Annotated in this window: 18 protein-coding genes; 7 read left to right on the top strand and 11 right to left on the bottom strand. The window is 61.7% G+C overall.

Going from position 1 to position 21282, the window contains the following annotated elements; translation table 11 throughout:
- Positions 1 to 18: 18 nt before the first annotated feature.
- From ACIQUF_RS18270 to gpmI, 5 genes are all read right to left on the bottom strand, one after another.
- Entirely contained in the window at positions 19 to 1422 is a 1404-nt protein-coding gene (locus ACIQUF_RS18270; protein ID WP_403133932.1) for a trypsin-like serine peptidase, read from the bottom strand.
- Positions 1423 to 1500: 78 nt separating this feature from the next.
- Positions 1501 to 2268: a divergent polysaccharide deacetylase family protein gene (locus ACIQUF_RS18275; protein ID WP_403133934.1), complete on the bottom strand. Its 768-nt coding sequence runs from the start codon at positions 2266 to 2268 to the stop codon at positions 1501 to 1503.
- Positions 2269 to 2276: 8 nt separating this feature from the next.
- Positions 2277 to 3608, bottom strand: a complete 1332-nt coding sequence (locus tag ACIQUF_RS18280; protein ID WP_403133936.1) for a S41 family peptidase — start codon at positions 3606 to 3608, stop codon at positions 2277 to 2279.
- An 86-nt stretch (positions 3609 to 3694) separates the two neighbouring features.
- Positions 3695 to 4984: a murein hydrolase activator EnvC family protein gene (locus ACIQUF_RS18285; protein WP_403133938.1), complete on the bottom strand. Its 1290-nt coding sequence runs from the start codon at positions 4982 to 4984 to the stop codon at positions 3695 to 3697.
- Between the two features lie 108 nt (positions 4985 to 5092).
- Positions 5093 to 6628, bottom strand: a complete 1536-nt coding sequence (gene gpmI, locus ACIQUF_RS18290; RefSeq protein WP_403133941.1) for a 2,3-bisphosphoglycerate-independent phosphoglycerate mutase — start codon at positions 6626 to 6628, stop codon at positions 5093 to 5095.
- 206 nt (positions 6629 to 6834) lie between these two features.
- Between gpmI and ACIQUF_RS18295 the strand changes: the two genes are divergently transcribed.
- From ACIQUF_RS18295 to secB, 3 genes are read left to right on the top strand one after another with little or no spacing between them, the layout of a single operon-like run.
- Entirely contained in the window at positions 6835 to 7248 is a 414-nt protein-coding gene (locus ACIQUF_RS18295; protein WP_403133944.1) for a rhodanese-like domain-containing protein, read from the top strand.
- Position 7249: 1 nt separating this feature from the next.
- The gene (grxC, locus tag ACIQUF_RS18300) at positions 7250 to 7504 is read left to right on the top strand and encodes a glutaredoxin 3 (RefSeq protein ID WP_003249204.1); all 255 of its coding nucleotides are present in this window, start codon (positions 7250 to 7252) and stop codon (positions 7502 to 7504) included.
- A gap of 39 nt (positions 7505 to 7543) precedes the next feature.
- Complete coding sequence (secB, locus tag ACIQUF_RS18305; RefSeq protein WP_400796456.1) at positions 7544 to 8029, top strand: protein-export chaperone SecB; 486 nt, start codon at positions 7544 to 7546, stop codon at positions 8027 to 8029.
- A gap of 60 nt (positions 8030 to 8089) precedes the next feature.
- On the opposite strand, the gene trmL is transcribed toward secB, so the two are convergent.
- A complete protein-coding gene (gene trmL / locus ACIQUF_RS18310) occupies positions 8090 to 8551 on the bottom strand; it encodes a tRNA (uridine(34)/cytosine(34)/5-carboxymethylaminomethyluridine(34)-2'-O)-methyltransferase TrmL (protein WP_403133946.1) in 462 nt (153 codons plus the stop codon).
- Between trmL and ACIQUF_RS18315 the strand changes: the two genes are divergently transcribed.
- Positions 8550 to 8987 (top strand): hypothetical protein, encoded by a 438-nt coding sequence (locus ACIQUF_RS18315; RefSeq protein WP_403133948.1) that lies wholly within the window; start codon positions 8550 to 8552, stop codon positions 8985 to 8987. The genes trmL and ACIQUF_RS18315 overlap by 2 nt on opposite strands.
- 299 nt (positions 8988 to 9286) lie before the next feature.
- Here ACIQUF_RS18315 and ntrC read toward each other — a convergent pair whose 3' ends face one another.
- From ntrC to glnA, 4 genes are all read right to left on the bottom strand, one after another.
- Positions 9287 to 10723 (bottom strand): nitrogen regulation protein NR(I), encoded by a 1437-nt coding sequence (gene ntrC / locus ACIQUF_RS18320; RefSeq protein ID WP_400796462.1) that lies wholly within the window; start codon positions 10721 to 10723, stop codon positions 9287 to 9289.
- A complete protein-coding gene (gene glnL / locus ACIQUF_RS18325; RefSeq protein WP_403133950.1) occupies positions 10720 to 11805 on the bottom strand; it encodes a nitrogen regulation protein NR(II) in 1086 nt (361 codons plus the stop codon). Before glnL ends, ntrC begins: the two co-directional genes overlap by 4 nt.
- 264 nt (positions 11806 to 12069) lie before the next feature.
- Positions 12070 to 12612, bottom strand: coding sequence for a chorismate mutase (locus tag ACIQUF_RS18330; RefSeq protein WP_403133952.1), 543 nt, complete (start codon positions 12610 to 12612; stop codon positions 12070 to 12072).
- A gap of 151 nt (positions 12613 to 12763) precedes the next feature.
- Positions 12764 to 14170 (bottom strand): type I glutamate--ammonia ligase, encoded by a 1407-nt coding sequence (glnA, locus tag ACIQUF_RS18335; RefSeq protein WP_403133955.1) that lies wholly within the window; start codon positions 14168 to 14170, stop codon positions 12764 to 12766.
- Between the two features lie 470 nt (positions 14171 to 14640).
- On the opposite strand from glnA, the gene thiI reads away from it, so the two are divergent.
- Complete coding sequence (gene thiI / locus ACIQUF_RS18340; RefSeq protein ID WP_403133958.1) at positions 14641 to 16095, top strand: tRNA uracil 4-sulfurtransferase ThiI; 1455 nt, start codon at positions 14641 to 14643, stop codon at positions 16093 to 16095.
- Between the two features lie 126 nt (positions 16096 to 16221).
- Positions 16222 to 18045 carry a translational GTPase TypA gene (gene typA, locus ACIQUF_RS18345; protein WP_016489590.1) on the top strand — a complete coding sequence of 608 codons (1824 nt, stop codon included), beginning with the start codon at positions 16222 to 16224 and terminating at the stop codon, positions 18043 to 18045.
- 131 nt (positions 18046 to 18176) lie between these two features.
- Here the strand turns inward: typA and ACIQUF_RS18350 are convergent, their stop codons facing one another.
- On the bottom strand, positions 18177 to 18581 hold the full coding sequence (locus tag ACIQUF_RS18350; RefSeq protein ID WP_400796477.1) for a YkgJ family cysteine cluster protein: 405 nt from the start codon (positions 18579 to 18581) through the stop codon (positions 18177 to 18179).
- A 186-nt stretch (positions 18582 to 18767) separates the two neighbouring features.
- Between ACIQUF_RS18350 and ACIQUF_RS18355 the strand changes: the two genes are divergently transcribed.
- Positions 18768 to 21218: a glycogen/starch/alpha-glucan phosphorylase gene (locus ACIQUF_RS18355; protein WP_403133959.1), complete on the top strand. Its 2451-nt coding sequence runs from the start codon at positions 18768 to 18770 to the stop codon at positions 21216 to 21218.
- The last annotated feature ends 64 nt before the right edge of the window (positions 21219 to 21282 follow it).

Here is a 21282-nt window from a genome sequence, read left to right on the forward strand (position 1 = left end):
GGCAGGTTCATGGCTATATCACGGTGCGTTTGCCTGCAACAGGTCGGTGCGAAAATCAGAGCTTTGTAGGTTCAGGTCGATAGCAACGCTGCACAGCTTCACCGGCAATGCAGATGCCTGGACCTCACGCGTGTTGCCAGGTAACACGCGATACCCTGCAAGATCGTTGCAGTCGGTCGTCTCGGGTGCGCCGCGTTTGACCCGATAAAATGCCACGTCGGGCGCTTTCTGCCAGGTGACGCGGAGGTTGCCGTTGGCCAGCTGCTCGGTTGTCACCTGGGCACTGGGTTTGCCGGGAGCAAGCAACTCGACGCCAATGCTCAGGCTGTTGGCCATAAGGGCACTGGAAGGTAACTGATCCGGAGCTTGCACGCCGACCAGGCATAGATAGTGGGTTCCCGGTGCAGGGCCAATGGGGTCATCGATCACGTTTTCACTGGAAGGGATAGTGCCGCTGTAGCCGTTCGGATCCTCGCAGGCGAGTGCGTCGGTACTCGTCTTGTAGCGGTAACGCGGGGTGTCGATGAGGAACTCGAAGTTCCAGCCTGGCTGTTCGAGGGAGCCATCTGCCAAGGTCTTGGCTTTTCTAAAGGGGGGGAAGCGGCTGCCTTGTTGCTCCAGTTGGAAGCCCGGCAGCAATTGGCAGGTGTCCAGTTCGAGGTCTGCCTTGCCCGCGATGAAGCACCCTTGTACCCGCTCGGCGGGTATTGCCCCCACGCCATCGTCATGCAGGCTGTTGACTACGCTTACCAGGCGATTGCTGCCGCTTTCCACGACCGGGCTACCGGACGCTCCCTCACCGAGGCCCTGGCAATCGTTGCGCCGCACATTACGCCACACCCAGTTGCCGGCTCGCGAGATGTCCTGATAGCGCTCGGTGCATGCTGACAACCGCAGGCCCTTACCGATTGCACTGGGTTCACCAATCACCTGAACACTGCTTCCGGAAGCGGGAGAAGGCCCGAGCTTGATGGGTGAGACGCCCAGCGTAAGCAAACCCTCATGCGTTGCATCCAACTCCAGTAATGCCAAGTCCGCCCCCTGCGAGCTATTCCACACGATACGCTTGAGGGGGACAACGAGGCGTTGTGCGGGTGTGTCGACGAAATAGTTGAAGGCAATAGTGCCGGTGACGGGCTGGTCGACGAGGATCTTGCCATTGACGCCACCCGCGCAGTGGCCGGCGGTCAGGATATAGGCTGGACCCTCTGCCTGGGCTTGTGGGTCACGGCTGTCCAGCAAGGTCGCGATGCATTGGTGGTTTCCGAAGGACAGCCGGCCGACGCCGCTCCATTGGCTGTTCTGGCCAGCGCTGTTGTGCAGGATTGCGGGTGCACGGGTGGGGCTGGGCACCTCATTGGCGTTGGCCAGGTGACTGAACACTGTCAGGCCCAGCGTTGCCAGGAACATGTGCTTATGCATGGCGTATCTCCTTGGGATGGAGCACGCAGGGTGAAAGCACTACGCCTGTGCCAGGCGGTACATAAGTGAAGGGTTCAGTCAGCGGTTGCTGTAGCGGCCATGCTTGCCGTGTGCCGGCATGGCCTGGTTACCCCGCTCGGCGATCATCTGCTGCAGGCTGATGAGCGTGATGCCCTGGCTTTTCAGGCGGGGCAGTTCGCGCGCCAGCACTTCGAGGGTTTGTGGGTAGGGGTGGCCGATCAGCACTGCCGAGCCTTGCTTGCGGGCCAGGGCTATGCCTTGCTGCAACTGCCCGTCGATCGCCTCGACGGTGCGCACGTCATCGAGGAACACATCCCGCGATACGTGCGCCAGCCCTTGTGCCTGCGCCTCGGCTGCCGCCACGGTGGCGGCGCTGGTGCGGCTGTCGACGAAGAACAGGTGGCGCCGCTGCAGCTCCCCCATCAGCCACGTCATCGGCTCGCGTTGGGCAGTCATGCGGCTGCCCATGTGGTTGTTGATGCCGGCGGCGAAGGGCACCTTGGCCAATGCCGCATCGAGGCGCTGGGCCAGTGTTTCGACAGGGATACCGGGATGCCAGGCATAAGGCCCGGTGGCCGGGTCCATCGGCATGTGCAGGATTGCGGTCTTGCCGGCCTTGTGCGCTTGGCGGGCGAATTCCGTGGCATGCGGGGTATCGGGCATGATCGCCATGGTGACCGGGCCAGGCAGCGCGAGGGTACGGCTGTCGCGCTCGCTGCTCTGGCCCAGGTCGTCGATGATGATGCTCATGTAGGCCTTGCTGGTCGGCGCCGCTTGGGCGACGCCGACCGTAAGGCAGAACAGCAGGCACAGCAGAAAACGCATTGGAATGATCACTTGCCCGAGGTGATGTTCAGGCCTTTGAGCAGGCTCAGGGCCTGGCTCAGCTGGAAGTCATCGTCCTGCGGGCGTTCCTTGCGCTTGCTGCTGCCAGTCGGACGGTCGGCGCCGCCGTTGCCGTTGCCCAGGTGGCCTTGCAGGTCGGCTTCCTTGAAGTTGTCGGTGTCGATTTCGGCGGTCAGCTTGGCCGGGCGCACTTCGATATCGGGGACGATGCCCTGGGCCTGGATCGAGCGGCCGTTGGGGGTGAAGTACAGCGCGGTCGTGAGCTTCAGCGCACGGTCGTTGGCCAGCGGCAGCACGGTTTGCACCGAGCCCTTGCCGAAGCTGTCGGTGCCCATCAGCACGGCGCGTTTCTGGTCTTGCAGGGCACCGGCGACGATTTCCGAGGCCGAGGCGCTGCCGCCGTTGATCAGCACCACTAATGGCACGCCTTCGCTGGCGTCGGCCGAGTCGGCGGAGAAGCGCAGTTCGGAGTTGGCGATACGGCCCTTGGTGTAGACGATCAGGCCTTTGGTCAGGAAATGGTCGGCCACTTCCACCGCCGATTGCAGCACGCCGCCTGGGTTGTTGCGCAGGTCCAGCACAACGCCGCGCAGCTTCTTGCCGTTGTCTTTGCGCAGCTTGGCCAAAGCCTTGCCCACTTCTTCGCCGGTCTTGACCTGGAATTGAGTGATACGGATGTAGCCGTAGTCGTTTTCCAGCAGCTGGCTCTTCACGCTCTTGACCTGGATCACCGCGCGGGCGAGGGTCACGTCGAACGGGTTGCCGCCATCGCGGACCAAGGTCAGGGTGATTTTTTCACCGACCTTGCCGCGCATCTTGTCCACGGCTTCGGTCATGGTCTGGCCACGGGTCGGGGCGCCGTTGATCTTGACGATCAGGTCGCCCGCCTGCACACCGGCACGCGAAGCCGGGGTGTCGTCGATGGGCGAAACCACCTTGATGAAGCCGTCTTCCTGGCCCACTTCGATGCCAAGGCCGCCGAACTCGCCGCTGGTGCTTTCCTGCAGCTCCTGGAAGTCCTCGGGGCCGAGGTAGGCCGAATGGGGGTCGAGGTTGCTGAGCATGCCCTTGATGGCGTTTTCCAACAGGGTCTTGTCGTCCACAGGTTCGACATAGGCCGCCTTGATACGGTCCATGACCTCGGCGAAGGTGCGCAGTTCTTCCAGCGGCAGCGGCGCCTTGGCGGTCACTTCGGTGGCCGGCACCGCCGCAGGCTTGGCTGTCTTGGCCGGCGCCGGCTCGGCGGCGAGGGCCAAGGGCGCGCCGATCGCCAGGGCGATGGTCAGGGCCAGCTGGGTGAGACTAGGCGAGTGCAGCATGTCGAACGAACTCCTGATCCTGTAGGCGCTCCCGGGGGAGCATCGGCGTAGCGCCTTGCGCCATGCCGTAAAAAGTGAACTAAGCCTTAACCTCGGCACCACTGCGAAGGGTCGGTGGGCCGGCCCTGCTGGCGGATGGCGAAGTACAAGCCTGCGGCATCCTGGCCGCCGCTGTCGCCAACGGTGGAAATGGCCTCGCCGGCCTTGACGATGTCCCCGGCGCTCTTGAGCAGGCTCTGGTTGTGGCCGTAGAGGCTCAGGTAACCATTACCATGGTCGAGAATGACCAGAAGTCCAGCACCGCGCAACCAGTCGGCGAACACCACGCGCCCGCCGTGAACGGCGCGCACCTGGGTGCCGGGGTTGGCGCTGATCATCACCCCGTCCCACTTGGCCCGGGCATCGCTGCCACGGGCATCGCCGAAGCGTGCCAGCAGTCGACCATTGACCGGCCACGGAAGTTTTCCCCTGGCCGAAGAAAAAGCCCCGCCGTAGCTGGCGCTGTCGCTGGAAACCAGTGGGCCAAGGGTAGTGCGGGCCTTTTTCGGCGGCTCGGAAGGTTCGTCGCGTTTGGCCAGGGCTTCCTGCTGCCGGCGCTTCTCTGCCTCCTGCTGGGCCAGCAGGGCTTTCTGGCGCGCCTCTTCGGCTTCGCGGGCCTGGCGGGCCAGGGTTTCTTCGATGGTCTTGAGCACCTTGGCCAGGTCGGCCTGGTCCTGCTCGCGGGCCTGCAGCTTCTGGCCTCGGTCTTTGACGTCGCTGTTGAGCTTGGCCAGTACCTGCTGGCGCTTGCCGCGTTCAGCTTCAAGCGCTTGGCGGCGGCTGTCGAGGTCGGCGCGCTGGGCCAGCAACTGTTCTTGCTGGCGGGAAATATCCTGCTCGACATTGGCCAGCTGGCGCAGGGTCTCGTTGAAGGCACGCAGTTGCTCCATGCGCGCCTTGCTCAGGTAGTCGTAGTAGCTGAGGGTGCGGGCGAACTTCTCGGGGTTCTGCTGATTGAGCAGCAGTTTGAGGTATTCCTCGCGACCGTTGTTCTGGTAGGCGGAACGCGCCTGGATGGCGATCAGGCGCTGCTGTTCAACGCGGGAGCTCTGGAGTTTTTTTTTCTCGGTATCAAGGCGCTCCAGATCGCCCTCGGTCTTTTTTAGTTCTTGTTGCAGGGCCTCCACCTGCTTCTCCAGGTTACCGATATCGGTTTCGGTGGTTTTGAGGTCCTTTTGCACACCGGCCTTTTCTTCCTGGAGCTTGCCCAGCGTCTTCTTGAGCTCGGCGATGTCCTGGCGGGTGGCGTCCAGTTGTTGCTGGGTCTGCGCGCGCTCGTCGGCGAAGGCCGGGCTGAGCAGGCAAGACAGGGCTAGGAGGATCAGGGCGCGAAGCATGAGGTCTGGCGTACCAAGGATGGAGACTGGCCTAGTATGCCCGCCTGGGGCGGCAAAAAAAACGCCCCACGGCAGATGCGGTGGGGCGTTTGTCTGGAATTGCTGTTATCAGGCGTCGACGAGGATCGAAGTGCCGGTCATTTCGGCAGGTTTTTCCAGGCCCAGCAGCTTCAACATGGTCGGTGCCACGTCAGCCAGCACGCCGCCTTCGCGGACCTTGACCTTACGTTTGCCGACATAGATGAACGGCACTGGCTCGGTGGTGTGGGCGGTGTGCGCCTGGCCGGTGCAGGCGTCTTCCATTTGCTCGACGTTGCCGTGGTCGGCGGTGATCAGCGCCTCGCCGTCGACCTTTTCCAGGGCCTCGACGATGCGCCCGACGCAGGTATCCAGCGCTTCGACGGCCTTGACCGCAGCCTCGAACACACCGGTGTGGCCGACCATGTCGCCGTTGGCGTAGTTGACCACGATCACGTCGAAACGCTGCTGCTCGATGGCTTCGACGATGCGGTCGGTGACTTCCGGTGCGTTCATCTCCGGCTGCAGGTCATAGGTGGCGACCTTCGGCGACGGGATCAGGATGCGCTCTTCGCCTTCGAACGGCTCTTCGCGCCCGCCGGAAAAGAAGAAGGTGACGTGGGCGTACTTCTCGGTTTCGGCGATGCGCAGCTGGGTCTTGCCGTGCTTGGCCAGGTACTCGCCGAGGACATTGTCCAGGCTGGAAGGCGCAAAGGCCGCCGGTGCCGGGATTTTCGCCGAATACTGGGTCAGGCCGATGTAGGCGGCCATCTTCGGCAGGCGCGCACGGGGGAATTCGTTGAAGTCCGGCTCGACGAAGGCACGCGACAGCTCGCGGGCACGGTCGGCACGGAAGTTCATGAAGATCACGGCATCGCCGTCTTCGACCTTGACCGCTTCGCCGATGCGCGTGGCTTTGACGAACTCGTCGTTCTCTTCACGGGCGTAAGCGGCTTTCAGGCCCGCCAGGGCGGTGTCCGCGGTGTAGTCGGCGACGCTGTCGACGATCAGGTTGTAGGCAGCGCTGACGCGGTCCCAGCGGTTGTCGCGGTCCATGGCGAAGTATCGGCCGATGAGGCTGGCAATGCGGCCTTTGCCCAGCTTGGCGAAAGTCGCGTCGAGTAGTTCGATGGACGACTGTGCACTGCGCGGCGGGGTATCGCGACCGTCGAGGAAGGCATGAAGGTAGATCTTCTCGGCGCCACGCTGCGCGGCCAGTTCGGCCATGGCGATCAGGTGGTCCTGGTGGCTGTGCACGCCGCCGTCGGAGAGCAGGCCGAGGATGTGCACGGCCTTGCCGGCACCGGCTGCCTTGTCGACCGCGCCGGTCAGCACCGGGTTGGAGAAGAACTCGCCATCGCGGATGGCCTTGGTGACGCGGGTGAAGTCCTGGTAGACGACACGGCCGGCGCCGAGGTTCATGTGACCGACTTCAGAGTTGCCCATCTGCCCGTCCGGCAGGCCGACATCCATCCCCGAGCCTGAAATCAAGCCATTCGGCTGACTGGCGCGCAGGCGGTCATAGACCGGGGTGTTGGCGGAATAGATGGCGTTGTATTCGGGGCTTTCGCTGTGGCCGAATCCATCCAGGATGATCAGGACCAGGGGTTTGGGCGTACTCGTCATCAATCAAACTCACGGTTGTTCAAAGATGATAAAGACACGCATTTTAGGGCAAATGCGCCATGTGCGGCGAATATTCGTCCTGTTCCCTGACAGGCGCGGCGCCTGCGGCAACATGAAGGTACCTTTGCCACCGGCCCGTCGGGCTTTGGTGGCACTGGGGGGCTGTGTATACTGGCCGGCATTTTCAATCGCCTGGAACACCGCTGATGGTTGCTCACCTGATTCAATTCGCGACAGATCACTACATCCTGGTTGCGATCTTCGTTGTTCTGCTGGTTCTGCTGCTGCTCAATGAACTCAAACGGGGTGGCCAGAGCCTGAGCAATGGCCAGCTGACTGCTCTGGTCAACGCCGACAAGGGCCTGGTGGTCGACATCCGTACCGCCAAGGAATATTCCGCTGGCCACATCGTCGGTGCGATCAACATTCCGCAGGACAAACTGGCCGCGCGCATGAGCGAGCTGGACAAGCACAAAGAGAAGACCCTGATCGTCGTCGACGCGATGGGCCAGCAGTCCGGCAGCCACTGCCGCGAGCTGCTCAAGGCCGGTTACACCGCCGCCAAGCTGAGCGGTGGCGTTTCCAGCTGGAAAGCCGATAACCTGCCCCTGGTGAAGTGATATGAAGCCCGTCATCGTCTACTCCAGCGACTACTGCCCCTACTGCATGCGTGCCAAGTACCTGCTCGAGAGCAAGGGCGTGGCCTTCGAGGAAATCAAGGTCGACGGCAAACCGCAGGTTCGCGCCGAGATGAGCCAGAAGGCCGGCCGTACTTCGGTGCCGCAGATCTGGATCGGCAGTACCCACGTCGGTGGCTGCGATGACCTCTACGCCCTGGAGCGCGCCGGCAAGCTCGACGCGCTACTGGCGGCCTGATTTGCACTGCATTCAAAAACATTAGGATAAGGATCTGCCATGACTGACCAACAGACCAACGGCGCCGCCGCCGAAGACACCAGCCCTCAGTTCTCCCTGCAGCGCATCTACGTGCGCGACCTGTCGTTCGAGGCCCCGAAAAGCCCGCAGATCTTCCGCCAGACCTGGGAGCCGAGCGTTGGCCTGGACCTGAACACCAAGCAGAAAGCCCTGGAAGGCGACTTCCATGAAGTGGTGCTGACCCTGTCGGTAACCGTCAAGAACGGTGACGAAGTGGCTTTCATCGCTGAAGTTCAGCAGGCCGGTATCTTCCTGATCAAGAATCTCGACGCGGCCTCGATGAGCCACACCCTCGGCGCGTTCTGCCCGAACATCCTGTTCCCGTACGCCCGCGAGACCCTGGACAGCCTGGTAACCCGTGGTTCGTTCCCGGCCCTGATGCTGTCGCCGGTCAACTTCGACGCCCTGTACGCGCAAGAGATGCAGCGCATGCAGGAAGCCGGCGAAGCGCCGACCGTGCAGTAATTCTGCCCGGTAGCAAAAAGGCGACCTTCGAGGTCGCCTTTTTATTGCCTGCAGTCTGTGTCAGCTCCCGGCAAACCCCTGCTGGCGCCACGCCTCATACACTGTCACGGCCACGGTATTGGACAGGTTCAGGCTGCGGCAGCCTGGCCGCATCGGCAGGCGCAGGCGCTGTTCGGCTGGCAGGCTGTCCAGCACCTCGGCCGGCAAGCCACGGCTTTCAGGCCCGAACAGGAAAGCATCGCCCGGCTGGTAAGCGACTTCATGGAAAGGGTGCGAGCCCTTGGTGGTGAAGGCGAACAGGCGCGGGTTGTCGAGGCTTTCCAGGCATCCGGCCAGGCTTTCATGGCGCTTGAGCGTGGCATACTCGTGGTAATCCAGCCCCGCGCGACGCAGCCGTTTGTCGTCCAGCTCGAAGCTGATCGGCTCGATCAGGTGCAGGTCGCAACCGCTGTTGGCGCAGAGGCGGATGATGTTGCCGGTATTCGGCGGAATTTCAGGTTGAAAGAGGATGACGTGAAACATGCACGGCTCCAAGCATGAAGATGGCGAGCATTCTACCCCCGAACCCGAGTCGCGTTCGAAGGGCTTCCCGCGTGTGATGTTTTCGCTGGCGATCGTCGGGGTGATGGTCGGCCTGATGATCGGCCGCCTGACTACACCTGAAGAGCGCGTGCTTGAGCAGGTGGAGGTGGTGCAGGACGGGCTGGACCTGTGGTTCAACGAAGAGCCGAAGCTGCATGGCGAGAATGTCGAGGGAACCGTCGCGCTGCTGTTCCAGGCCGAGGGCAAGGCCCAGCGCGGACAGTTGAGCCTGCAGGGCAAGCCGGTGGGCTGGCGATTGCAGAAGAGTGAGGAAGGGTTGCTGCTGACCGTAGTTGCCGCGCGTCCCCTGCACGGCGAGTGGGCTGGTGCAGAGGACGCTGGGCGTTGGCGGGTGCAGGTGAGGCTGCACGAATAAAAGAGGGGATGTCCCGGCCTGCCTGTACCAGGGTCCCCAAAACTTGCACGACTGCGAATAAAAGAGGGGTTCACCCGGCCTGCCTGTACCGAGGCCCCCAAAACTGGAGATACAGTCCTTATTGCAGGTGCCGTGCCAGTTTTGAAAAGCCCGGAAATATTGGGTTTCAGGGTGATTTGGCCGTGATCAGAGGGAATTTGTGCCATGAGGCGGTGCAGAGGGCACAGCTTCGGTGCAGGGTTCAGAAACGGCTGAGGCCGCAAATAGCGGCCTCAGGGACAATGCTGAACTAGTCGGTTTTAGTGCTCCTCACCCTCATCATCATCCCCCCCGTCCACATTCATCCCCAGCTCCTTGATCTTGCGGGTCAGGGTATTGCGCCCCCAACCCAGCAGCAGCGCGGCATCACGGCGGCGTCCGGCGGTGTGCTTGAGCGCCGTCTCGATCATGATCCGTTCGAAGCTGGGCACCGCGCTGTCGAGCAGGTTCGACTGCCCGCGGGCCAGGGCCTGGTCGGCCCACTGGCGCAGGGCCTGTTCCCAGTTGGTCACCGGTGCGGCGTCCTGCGGCAGGTTGAGCAGCTCTGGCGGCAGGTCGCCGATCAGCACTTCGCGGCTGGAGGCCATCACGGTGATCCAGCGGCAGGTGTTCTCCAGCTGGCGCACGTTACCTGGCCAGGGCAGGTTGCGGATGAATTCTTCGGTTTCAGGTTTGAGCAGTTTCGGTTCGACGGCCAGCTCCTGCGCGGCACGACCAAGGAAATGGCGGGCGAGGGCGGGAATGTCCTCGCGGCGGTCGGCCAGGCGTGGGATATGGATGCGGATGACGTTGAGGCGGTGGAACAAGTCTTCCCGGAATTTGCCGGCTTGTACCAGTGATTCGAGGTTCTGGTGCGTCGCGGCGATGATCCGCACGTCCACCTTAACCGGTATATGGCCACCCACACGGTAGAACTCGCCATCGGCCAGTACCCGCAGCAGGCGGGTCTGGGTGTCGGCCGGCATGTCACCGATTTCGTCCAGGAACAGCGTGCCGCCATCGGCTTGCTCGAAGCGGCCGCGTCGCAGGTTGGCAGCGCCGGTGAAGGCGCCTTTCTCGTGGCCGAACAGCTCCGACTCCATCAAGTCCTTGGGGATGGCGGCCATGTTCAGGGCGATGAACGGCGAGGCTGCACGTGGGCTGTGGCGGTGCAGGGCGTGTGCGACCAGTTCCTTGCCGGTACCGGATTCGCCATTGATCAACACGGTGATGTTGGAGTGGCTCAGGCGACCAATGGCGCGAAACACCTCCTGCATCGCCGGCGCTTCTCCGATGATTTCCGGTGTGCGGGCCAGTGCCTGGGGCACGTCGAGGCCTTGTTGTTCCTGGGCATGCTGGTTGGCGCGCTTGACCAGCGATACCGCCTCGTCGACGTCGAACGGTTTGGGCAGGTACTCGAAAGCACCACCCTGGTACGACGCTACCGCGCTGTCCAGGTCGGAATGGGCGGTCATGATGATGACCGGCAGGCGTGGGTGCTGCTCGCGAATCTGCGCCAGCAGGTCGAGGCCGCTGGCACCGGGCATGCGGATGTCGGAGATGATCACGTCCGGCTGCTGCCGGGCCAGGCGGCCCATCACGCCATCGGCGCTGTCGAAGCTCTGGGTGGTCATGCCTTCCTGTTGCAGGGCTTTTTCCAGGACCCAGCGGATGGAGCGATCATCGTCGACGATCCATACGGTTTCACTTCGGCTCATGAGGCGGTGGCTCCTTGTTCCAGGGGCAGGAAGATCGAGAAGGCGGTGTGTCCGGCGTGGCTTTCACATTCGATCAGGCCCTGGTGCTGGCTGATGATGTTCTGGGTGATGGCCAGGCCCAGTCCGGTACCATCCGGGCGGCCACTGACCATGGGATAGAAGAGCGTGTCCTGCAGTTCACTGGGAATGCCTGGGCCGTTGTCGATGATTTCGACACGGGCCACCAGGCGGTGGCGCACATGGCCGATGGTGAACTGGCGCATCGCGCGGCTGCGCAGGGTGATGCGGCCCAGGCGCAGTTCGTTCTGCGAGCTGATCGCCTGCATGGCGTTGCGCACGATGTTCAGCACGGCCTGGATCATCTGCTCGCGGTCGATCAGTACGTCCGGCAAGCTGGGGTCGTAATCGCGCACCAAAGTGATGCAACCCTGGCTTTCCGCCTCGACCAGGCTACAGACCCGTTCCAGCACCTCATGGATGTTGGTCATGGCCAGCGAAGGCAACTTGTTCGAGCCGAGCATGCGATCAACCAGATTACGCAGGCGGTCGGCCTCTTCGATGATCACGTTGGTGTAGTCGCGCAGGCCGTCTTCCGGCAGCTCGCGGGCCAGCAATTGTGCTGCGCCACGGATGCCGCCGAGCGGGTTCTTGATCTCGTGGGCGAGGCCGCGCACGAGCATCTTGGTGGTTTCCTGCTTGCTCAGCTGGGCTTCTTCCTTGGTGATGCGCAGCAGGCGGTCACGTGGGTGCACCTCCAGCAGCAACAAGGTATTGCCCTGGTGCAGGATCGGCGTCACGGCATAGTCGACCGTGATGGCCTGCCCGGTCAGCGAGGTCAGTTGCGCTTCGCGCTTGGTGAACGGATGCGCCTGTTCCACGGCCTGGCGCAAGGAGTTGAGCGCCTCGGTCGACTCGGTGAACAGTTCGCTGATGAACTGCCCGTGGCTGCGCTGCCCGCTCACGGCAAGGAGCATTTCTGCGGCCGGGTTCATGTACTCAAGGCGCAGCTCGGCGTTGAGCAGGAGCGTGGCCGTGGTCAGATTGTCCAGAAGCAGACGGTGCTGTGCATCGCTGATGGTCATAAGGCGTCGTTGACCTCTTTTGGCGCTTGTCAGGCATGGCCCGGCCGTGGCCGGGCACGCGGCGGGTCCGCTGATGCCAGTCTCTTTGCTGAAAATGCAAGAAACAAACCAAGGCTCCGAAAAGAAGCGGAATTCCTTGAGAAAGACCTGGAATTGCGCATATTCGGCTCAGGTTTTTCTGGTTTACCCTTTCACGTGAACTATTTTGGGCTCCGGGGTAGGACGCTGAGTGTGGTTATGCACCAATATAGAGCATTCTCGCGTTCAGCGTTTGGCGCACAACTGCAGAGTGGCGCGAAGCAGTGCCTGGTGGCGCAGCCAGTCGTTGGTACGCTGAGCCAAGGCGTGTGAGAGTTTTCGTTGGCAGTCTTTTGGCTGCTGCTGGTCGAAGCGGCTCAGCTCGTTCAGCAGGGTTATCTGCAGTTTGTCCAGGTGCGGCCGAAGGTCTTTGGCGAGATCGAGCCGAGTGGCCGGGGGGCGATAGCCGAGTCTGGTCCAGCGATCGAGCAAGGTGTACTGAACGATCTTGTTGGCTTCGATCTGGTCGCTGAAGAACGCGGCGGCGCGCTCTGGGCTGACGTTATAGTCGGGGGCCAACTGGCGTGCTTGCGCCAGCACTTGGCGCTCTCGCGCGGTCGATTCTACCGGCAGGTGCTGATCCCACTTGTGCACCGCGACCGAGCTCGCCAGGTTGAGCCTTTGTTCGATGCCGGTCAGCAATGGGGTGAATTCGGATTCCGAGGAGGTGTGTGTCTGGCAGCCAAGCAGGCCGAGGGAGAGGCAGAGGGCAAGGGGGGCGAAGCGCATGATGATCTCCTTGTATAGGGAGACCTGATTGTGAGCGGTCAGACAATTTCTGCTGGTAGGACGATTCCGACCTGATCAGTCGGAAAAACCAAAACGGCCTTCAGAAGAAGGCCGTCTTGGGTGAAGTCATCGACGCCAGGCGCCGATCAGATCAGCAGCTGTAGTACAGCTCATATTCCAGCGGGTGCACGAAGGTGCGGACCTTGATCTCTTCTTCGCTCTTCAGCGCGATGAAGGCATCGATGAAGTCGTCGGAGAACACGCCGCCTTTGGTCAGGAACGCACGGCCTTTGTCCAGCTCTTCCAGGGCTTCCTTCAGGCTGCCGCAGACTTGTGGGATGTCCTTGGCTTCTTCAGGTGGCAGGTCGTACAGGTTCTTGTCGGCCGCATCGCCTGGGTGGATCTTGTTCTGGATGCCGTCCAGGCCAGCCATCAGCAGGGCCGCGAAGGCCAGGTACGGGTTGGCCGATGGGTCCGGGAAGCGTGCTTCGATACGGCGGGCTTTCGGGCTGCCGACGTAAGGAATACGGATCGAGGCGGAGCGGTTGCGTGCCGAGTAGGCCAGCATGACCGGGGCTTCGAAGCCTGGTACCAGACGCTTGTAGGAGTTGGTCGACGGGTTGGTGAAGCCGTTCAGGGCTTTACCGTGCTTGATGATACCGCCGATGAAGTACAGGGCAGTGTCGGACAGGCCGGCATAGCCTTCACCTGCGAAGGTGTTCTTGCCGTCTTTCCAGATCGACATGTGCACGTGCATGCCCGAGCCGTTGTCGCCGTACAGCGGCTTCGGCATGAAGGTGGCGGTACGGCCGTAGGCGTCGGCAACGTTGTGCACGACGTATTTCAGGGCCTGTACTTCGTCAGCCTTCTTCACCAGGGTGTTGAACTTGACGCCGATTTCGTTCTGACCGGCAGTCGCCACTTCGTGGTGGTGAACTTCGACGACCTGGCCCATTTCTTCCAGTGCGTTGCACATGGCAGTACGGATTTCGTGGTCGTGGTCGAACGGTGGAACTGGGAAGTAGCCGCCTTTGACGCCAGGACGGTGGCCTTTGTTGCCGCCTTCCACGTCAGCGCCAGTCATCCACGAGCCTTGCTCGGAGAAGATCTTGAACATCGAACCGGAGATGTCCGATTGGAACTTCACTTCGTCGAAGATGAAGAACTCAGGCTCTGGGCCTGCGAATACGGTGTCACCGATGCCGGTGCTCTTCAGGTACTCTTCGGCGCGCTTGGCGATCGCACGTGGGTCGCGGTCGTAGCCCTGCATGCTCGACGGGTCGACGATGTCGCAGGTGATGATCAGGGTTGGTTCTTCGGTGAACGGGTCCAGCACGGCAGTGTCATCGACCGGCATCAGGATCATGTCGGAGGCTTCGATGCCTTTCCAGCCAGCGATGGAGGAGCCGTCGAACATCTTGCCGACTTCGAAGAAGTCTTCGTCCAGGCCATCACGCGCTGGCATGGTCACGTGATGCTGAACGCCCTTGGTGTCCGTGAAACGCAGATCAATCCACTTGACGTCATGATCTTTGATGAGTTGAACCGACTTCGACATGTTGTCCTCCGGATGGTCTAGAGCGCGGTGGGCCGCTGCCCTGGAAAAAGGGTGATGCTGGGCGCGGATAGTCGGCCAAGCTTACCTGCCTCACAAGGGAGCAAATTGCATGCCAGTGCTCGAAAATGGCGAGGGCGGGATAAAAGGGGGCGTTTGCGGGCTTGTGATCCGCAATGGCGGCTGGAAATTGCACCCTTAGGAGGCAGGAAAACCAGGTCAAGCACCAAGTTGGTGCAGTGCTTTATTGTCGTGCTGTTTTTGAGGGCCTCATCGCGGATGAATCCGCTCCTACGGGCATCGCGCCATCTGTAGGAGCGGATTCATCCGCGAGAGGCCCGCACAGGCGCCGCAGAAAACCCCTCCAGCACCTATCTCAAACCTTCTGATCAAAAGTTGCTCAAATCCTGAGCAATTTCCGCTATAATTCGCGCCCCTCATTTTCGGCAGGCCCTGCGCGCGCTGTTAAACCAATGAAACTTATCGTCAAAGTCTTCCCAGAGATCACCATCAAGAGCCGGCCAGTGCGCAAGCGCTTCATCCGCCAGCTCGGCAAGAACATCCGCAACGTGCTCAAGGACCTCGATCCTGAACTCGTGGTCGATGGTGTCTGGGACAATCTCGAAGTGGTCACCCGCGTCGAGGACGAGAAGGTCCAGCGCGAGATGATCGAGCGCCTCACCTGCACACCGGGGATCACCCATTTCCTGCAGGTAGAGGAATACCCGCTGGGTGATTTCGACGACATCGTCGCCAAGTGCAAGCAGCATTTCGGTCACCTGCTGGCCGGCAAGCACTTCGCCGTGCGCTGCAAGCGCGGTGGCCACCATGACTTCACCTCGATGGACGTCGACCGTTACGTCGGCAGCCAGCTGCGCCAGCAGTGCGGCGCCGCCGGTATCGAGCTGAAGAACCCCGAAGTGTTGGTACGCATCGAAATCCGCAACCAGCGCCTGTACGTGATCCACAACCAGCACAACGGTATCGGCGGCTATCCGCTGGGCGCCCTGGAGCAGACCCTGGTGCTGATGTCCGGTGGCTTCGACTCCACCGTGGCGGCCTACCAGATGATGCGCCGCGGCCTGATGACCCACTTCTGCTTCTTCAACCTCGGCGGCCGTGCCCACGAGCTTGGCGTGATGGAAGTCGCCCACTACCTGTGGAAGAAATACGGCAGCAGCCAGCGCGTGCTGTTTATCAGCGTGCCGTTCGAAGAGGTGGTCGGCGAGATTCTCAACAAGGTCGACAACAGCTACATGGGCGTGACCCTCAAGCGCATGATGCTGCGCGGCGCTGCGCACATGGCCGATCGTCTGCAAATCGAAGCGCTGGTGACCGGCGAAGCGATCTCCCAGGTATCGAGCCAGACGCTGCCGAACCTGTCGATCATCGATTCGGCCACCGACAAGCTGGTGCTGCGCCCGTTGCTGGCCAGCCACAAGCAGGACATCATTGACCAGGCCACCGAAATCGGCACCGCCGACTTCGCCAAGCACATGCCTGAATACTGCGGCGTGATCTCGGTAAACCCGACCACCCACGCCAAGCGTCACCGCATGGAGCATGAAGAAAAGCAATTCGACATGGCCGTGCTGGAGCGCGCGCTCGAACGGGCCAAATTCATTTCCATCGACCATGTGATCGATGAGCTGGGCAAGGACATCGAAATCGAGGAAGTGGCCGAGGCACTGCCGGGCCAGATCGTCATCGACATTCGTCACCCCGATGCCCAGGAAGACGAACCCTTGGCGCTGGACGGTATCGAAGTCCAGGCCATGCCGTTCTATGCGATCAACAGCAAGTTCAAGCACCTGGACCCCACGCGCCAGTACTTGCTGTATTGCGACAAGGGTGTGATGAGCCGTTTGCACGCACACCACCTGCTCAGTGAGGGACATGCCAATGTGCGTGTTTATCGTCCGACATAAGACGCCAGGGCTGTATGGCGGCAGCATCCGCCATCGCCCTCCCGACCGCCGGGCCTGCTGAGCCTTATACCTTCATATTGGCCGCCTAGACTGGCGGCAACCGAATCCTCTGATCGAGATACAGTTGTGATCGAAAATCTGCGTAACATCGCCATCATCGCCCACGTTGACCATGGTAAAACCACCCTGGTCGACAAACTCCTGCGTCAGTCCGGCACTCTGGAGCGTAACGAGCTCAACGACGAGCGCGTCATGGACTCCAACGACCAGGAAAAAGAGCGCGGTATTACCATTCTGGCGAAAAACACCGCCATCAACTGGAATGGCTACCACATCAACATCGTCGACACCCCCGGCCACGCCGACTTCGGTGGCGAGGTTGAGCGTGTAATGTCGATGGTCGACTCCGTGCTGCTGCTGGTCGACGCACAAGACGGCCCGATGCCGCAAACCCGCTTCGTGACCAAGAAGGCTTTCGAAGCTGGTCTGAAGCCAATCGTCGTGATCAACAAGGTCGACCGTCCGGGCGCGCGTCCTGACTGGGTTCTGGACCAGATCTTCGACCTGTTCGACAACCTCGGTGCCACCGACGAACAGCTGGACTTCAAAGTCGTCTACGCCTCGGCCCTGAACGGCATCGCCGGTCTGGACCACACCGAAATGGGCGAAGACATGACCGCCCTGTACCAGGCAGTCATCGACCACGTCCCGGCGCCAGCTGTAGACCGTGACGGCCCGTTCCAGATGCAGATCTCCGCACTGGACTACAACAGCTTCCTGGGTGTGATCGGCGTTGGCCGTATTGCCCGTGGTCGCATCAAGCCGAACACCCCGGTTGTTGCCATCGACGCCGACGGCAAGAAGCGTAACGGCCGTATCCTCAAGCTGATGGGCCACCACGGCCTGCACCGCGTCGACGTCGAAGAAGCCCAGGCTGGCGACATCGTCTGCATCAGCGGTTTCGACGAGCTGTTCATCTCCGACACCCTGTGCGACCCGACTGCCGTCGAGGCGATGAAGCCGCTGACCGTTGACGAGCCTACCGTTTCGATGACCTTCCAGGTCAACGACTCGCCGTTCTGCGGCAAGGAAGGCAAGTTCGTCACCAGCCGTAACATCAAGGATCGTCTGGACAAAGAACTGCTGTACAACGTTGCCCTGCGCGTTGAAGAAACCGACTCCCCAGACAAGTTCAAGGTCTCGGGCCGTGGTGAGCTGCACCTGTCGGTACTGATCGAAACCATGCGTCGCGAAGGCTTCGAGCTGGCCCTGGGCCGTCCTGAAGTGATCATCCGTGAAGTCGACGGCGTGAAGCAGGAACCGTTCGAAAACGTCACCATCGACATCCCTGAAGAATCCCAGGGCAAGGTCATGGAAGAGATGGGTCTGCGTAAAGGCGACCTGACCAACATGGTCCCGGATGGCAAGGGCCGTGTACGCCTGGAATACAACATCCCGGCTCGCGGTCTGATCGGTTTCCGTAACCAGTTCCTGACCCTGACCAACGGTGCAGGCATCCTGACCTCGATCTTCGATCGCTACGACGCGGTGAAGTCCGGCCACATGTCCGGCCGTCAGAACGGCGTACTGGTTTCGGTCGAAACCGGCAAGGCGCTGACCTACTCCCTGGAAACCCTGCAGGCGCGTGGCAAGCTGTTCGTCGAGCACGGTCAAGAGATCTACAACGGTCAGATCATCGGCCAGAACAGCCGCGACAACGACCTGGGCGTCAACCCTACCAAGGGCAAGAAGCTCGACAACATGCGTGCTTCGGGTAAAGACGAAGTCATCGCCCTGGTTCCGCCAGTTCGCTTCACCCTGGAACAGGCTCTGGAATACATCCAGGAAGACGAGCTGTGCGAAGTGACGCCGAAGTCCATCCGTCTTCGCAAGAAGATCCTGGACGAAAGCGAGCGTACCCGCGCTGCCAAGAAAGCCAAGAACAGCTAATTTAGTTCTGGCTGAATGAATACGCCCCCGGTCGAAAGGCCGGGGGCGTTTTTATTTGTCTGCAGAATGTGCGCTGGCTTTGCTGGCCTCTTCGCGGCTAAAGCCGCGAAGAGGCCCTGACAGGCCATCAATCAGCGCGAGGCAACCTTCGGCTTGTAAGCACAATACCCCGGCCGTGGCCCGATCTTCGGGTGGTTCCGGCAGGTATCCGGGCGCTTGTCATAAATGGTGCACAGCCGGCTCTTACGATCCAGGTACATGCAGTCATCGTTGCTCATCCGGGTCAGGGTGAAGATCCCTGACTTCTGGTTGAAGCGCTCGATGATGCCTTCCTTCTGCAGGCGCTTGGCCACGTTCTTCGGCGGCTCGTCCTTTTCGAACTCGTCCACCACGCCGATGCGGATCAGGTCTTTGATCTTCACTTCCACGGGTAGCGTGCAGCAGGTCGAATGGCAGCCCCCGCACATATGGCTGGCGTAGCGCTGCCAGGTTTCCAGGCGGTCGACTTCGGCCGCGGCAATCAGGGTCGTTTTCATCGTTATGGGTGGTGGATCACGGTCTTGGGGCGCGCGATGATACCGGAGTTGTTCAATTTGTGAACAACCTTTTGCCGGATTGGCAACGTGGGCATGAAAACTGCGAACACAGGCTGTCACTCCCTGTCGAAGGGTCTAGTCTCATCAATCTCCCTGCGCTTTCGTCAATTTGCCCGAGGATGCCGCATGTCCCAGGAACCAAAAGCACGTGATGCCGAGGTGGCCGACTTTCGCGCCGCTGTACTGGACAAGCTGACCTACGCGGTCGGCAAGGACCCGGAGCACGCCTTCGACCACGACTGGTTCGAGGCCATTGCCCTGGCCGCCCGTGATCACATGGTCGATCACTGGATGGACCACACCCGCCAAGCGTATCGACGCAGTCAGAAGCGGGTCTATTACCTTTCTCTGGAATTCCTGATTGGCCGCCTGCTCTACGACAGCCTGAGCAACCTGGGCTTGCTGGACATCGCCCGCGATGCGCTGGAAGGTCTGGATGTGGACCTGGAGCGTATTCGCTTGCTCGAACCGGACGCCGCACTGGGCAACGGTGGCCTGGGGCGCTTGGCGGCCTGCTTCATGGAGAGCATGTCGACCCTGGGCATCGCCGCCCACGGCTACGGTATCCGTTATGAACACGGGCTGTTCCGTCAGGCCATGGTCGATGGCTGGCAGCAGGAGCAGACCGAGAACTGGCTGGATTTTGGCAACCCGTGGGAGTTCGAGCGCGCCGAGGTGATCTACCCGATCAGCTTTGGCGGCAGCGTCGAAACGGTAAGTAATGGCCACGGCCAGCAGCGGCAGGTCTGGACGCCGGGTGAAACGGTGCGTGCGGTGGCGTATGACACGCCGGTGGTCGGCTGGCGTGGGGCCAGCGTCAACACGCTGCGCCTGTGGCGTGCCCGGGCGCTGGAAGAGCTGCACCTGGAGCGCTTCAACGCCGGTGATCATTTGGGCGCGGTGGCCGAAGTGGCGCGTGCCGAAAGCATCTCGCGAGTGCTGTATCCGGCCGACAGTACCGAGGCTGGCCAGGAACTGCGCCTGCGCCAGGAGTATTTCTTTGTCTCGGCATCGCTGCAGGACCTGCTGCGACGTCATCTGAACATGCACAAGGACTTGCTCACCCTGCCCGATGCGGCGGCGATCCAGCTCAACGACACGCACCCCTCGATCGCCGTGGCCGAGTTGATGCGGCTGTTGGTCGACCAGCATGAAATCCCCTGGGAAAAGGCCTGGGAACTGACCGTCGGCACCTTGGCCTACACCAACCACACCTTGCTGCCCGAAGCCCTGGAAACCTGGCCGGTGGCGCTGATGGAGCGCATGCTGCCACGGCACATGCAGATCATCTATCTGATCAATGCCTTCCATATTGATGCCCTGCGCGCGAAGGGCCTGCACGACTTCGACGTGTTGCGTTCGGTGTCGTTGATCGAAGAGGACAACGGCCGCCGGGTGCGCATGGGCAACCTGGCGTTCCTTGGCTCGCACAGCGTCAACGGGGTGTCGGCGCTGCACAGCAAGCTGATGAAGAGCACGGTGTTCGCCGAGCTGCACAAGCTCTACCCGCAGCGGATCAACAACAAGACCAACGGCATCACCTTCCGCCGCTGGCTGTACCAGTCCAACCCGCAACTGACGGCGATGCTGGTCGAGGCACTGGGCCCGGAGCTGCTGGACGACCCCGAGGGGCGGCTGGCCGATCTGGTGCCCTTCGCCGACAAGGGCGGTTTCCGCAAGCAATTCGCCGCTCAGCGCCTGCACAGCAAACGCGCGCTGGCCAGCATCATCCAGGACCGCGTGGGGGTTACGGTCAACCCCGAGGCGCTGTTCGATGTGCAGGTCAAGCGCATCCACGAATACAAGCGCCAATTGCTCAACCTGCTGCACACCGTGGCGCTGTACCAGGCGATCCGCAACGACCCGGGCACCAACTGGGTGCCACGAGTGAAGATTTTCGCCGGCAAGGCTGCGGCCAGTTATCACCAGGCCAAGTTGATCATCAAGCTGGCCAACGACATCGCCCGTGTGGTCAACAACGACCCCACCGTGCGTGGCCTGCTCAAGGTGGTGTTCCTGCCCAACTACAACGTCAGCCTGGCCGAGAGCATCATCCCGGCGGCGGACCTGTCGGAGCAGATCTCCACGGCCGGCTACGAGGCCTCGGGCACCAGCAACATGAAATTCGGCCTCAATGGCGCGTTGACCATCGGCACCCTCGACGGTGCCAACGTCGAGATGTGTGAACAGGTGGGCGCCGACAACATGTTCATCTTCGGCCTGACCGCGCAGCAGGTCGAGGCGCGCAAGCGGGCCGGTGACTTTGGTGCCAGTGCTGCGATCGCCGCCTCCAACCGCTTGAACGATGTGCTGCAGGCGATCCGCAGTGGCGTGTTCTCGCCGGATGACCCTGGGCGCTATGCCGGGCTGATCGACGGGCTGGTGGCCTATGACCGATTCCTGGTCTGCGCCGACTTCGATGCCTACTGGGATGCCCAGCGGCGTGTCGAGGAACTGTGGCACACGCCGCAGGAATGGTGGCGGATGGCGGTGCTGAACACGGCGCGGATGGGCTGGTTCTCTTCGGACCGGACCATTCGTGAATATGCGACCGATATCTGGAAGGCGCTGGATTGAGCGTTTGGGGCCGCACAGCGGCCCCACTCGACAGCCGGCCTGGCAAGGGCTGAACTACCGACCT

The sequence above is a fragment of the Pseudomonas sp. NPDC090233 genome (assembly GCF_044772285.1).
Lineage (GTDB): Bacteria > Pseudomonadota > Gammaproteobacteria > Pseudomonadales > Pseudomonadaceae > Aquipseudomonas.

Bases quoted from the DNA above. Each gene is read 5' to 3' on its own strand.
- ACIQUF_RS18270 (WP_403133932.1), bottom strand. From the start codon at position 1,422: ATGCATAAGCACATGTTCCTGGCAACGCTGGGCCTGACAGTGTTCAGT.
- ACIQUF_RS18275 (WP_403133934.1), bottom strand. From the start codon at position 2,268: ATGCGTTTTCTGCTGTGCCTGCTGTTCTGCCTTACGGTCGGCGTCGCC.
- ACIQUF_RS18280 (WP_403133936.1), bottom strand. From the start codon at position 3,608: ATGCTGCACTCGCCTAGTCTCACCCAGCTGGCCCTGACCATCGCCCTG.
- ACIQUF_RS18285 (WP_403133938.1), bottom strand. From the start codon at position 4,984: ATGCTTCGCGCCCTGATCCTCCTAGCCCTGTCTTGCCTGCTCAGCCCG.
- gpmI (WP_403133941.1), bottom strand. From the start codon at position 6,628: ATGACGAGTACGCCCAAACCCCTGGTCCTGATCATCCTGGATGGATTC.
- ACIQUF_RS18295 (WP_403133944.1), top strand. From the start codon at position 6,835: ATGGTTGCTCACCTGATTCAATTCGCGACAGATCACTACATCCTGGTT.
- grxC (WP_003249204.1), top strand. From the start codon at position 7,250: ATGAAGCCCGTCATCGTCTACTCCAGCGACTACTGCCCCTACTGCATG.
- secB (WP_400796456.1), top strand. From the start codon at position 7,544: ATGACTGACCAACAGACCAACGGCGCCGCCGCCGAAGACACCAGCCCT.
- ACIQUF_RS18315 (WP_403133948.1), top strand. From the start codon at position 8,550: ATGCACGGCTCCAAGCATGAAGATGGCGAGCATTCTACCCCCGAACCC.
- trmL (WP_403133946.1), bottom strand. From the start codon at position 8,551: ATGTTTCACGTCATCCTCTTTCAACCTGAAATTCCGCCGAATACCGGC.
- ntrC (WP_400796462.1), bottom strand. From the start codon at position 10,723: ATGAGCCGAAGTGAAACCGTATGGATCGTCGACGATGATCGCTCCATC.
- glnL (WP_403133950.1), bottom strand. From the start codon at position 11,805: ATGACCATCAGCGATGCACAGCACCGTCTGCTTCTGGACAATCTGACC.
- ACIQUF_RS18330 (WP_403133952.1), bottom strand. From the start codon at position 12,612: ATGCGCTTCGCCCCCCTTGCCCTCTGCCTCTCCCTCGGCCTGCTTGGC.
- glnA (WP_403133955.1), bottom strand. From the start codon at position 14,170: ATGTCGAAGTCGGTTCAACTCATCAAAGATCATGACGTCAAGTGGATT.
- thiI (WP_403133958.1), top strand. From the start codon at position 14,641: ATGAAACTTATCGTCAAAGTCTTCCCAGAGATCACCATCAAGAGCCGG.
- ACIQUF_RS18350 (WP_400796477.1), bottom strand. From the start codon at position 18,581: ATGAAAACGACCCTGATTGCCGCGGCCGAAGTCGACCGCCTGGAAACC.
- ACIQUF_RS18355 (WP_403133959.1), top strand. From the start codon at position 18,768: ATGTCCCAGGAACCAAAAGCACGTGATGCCGAGGTGGCCGACTTTCGC.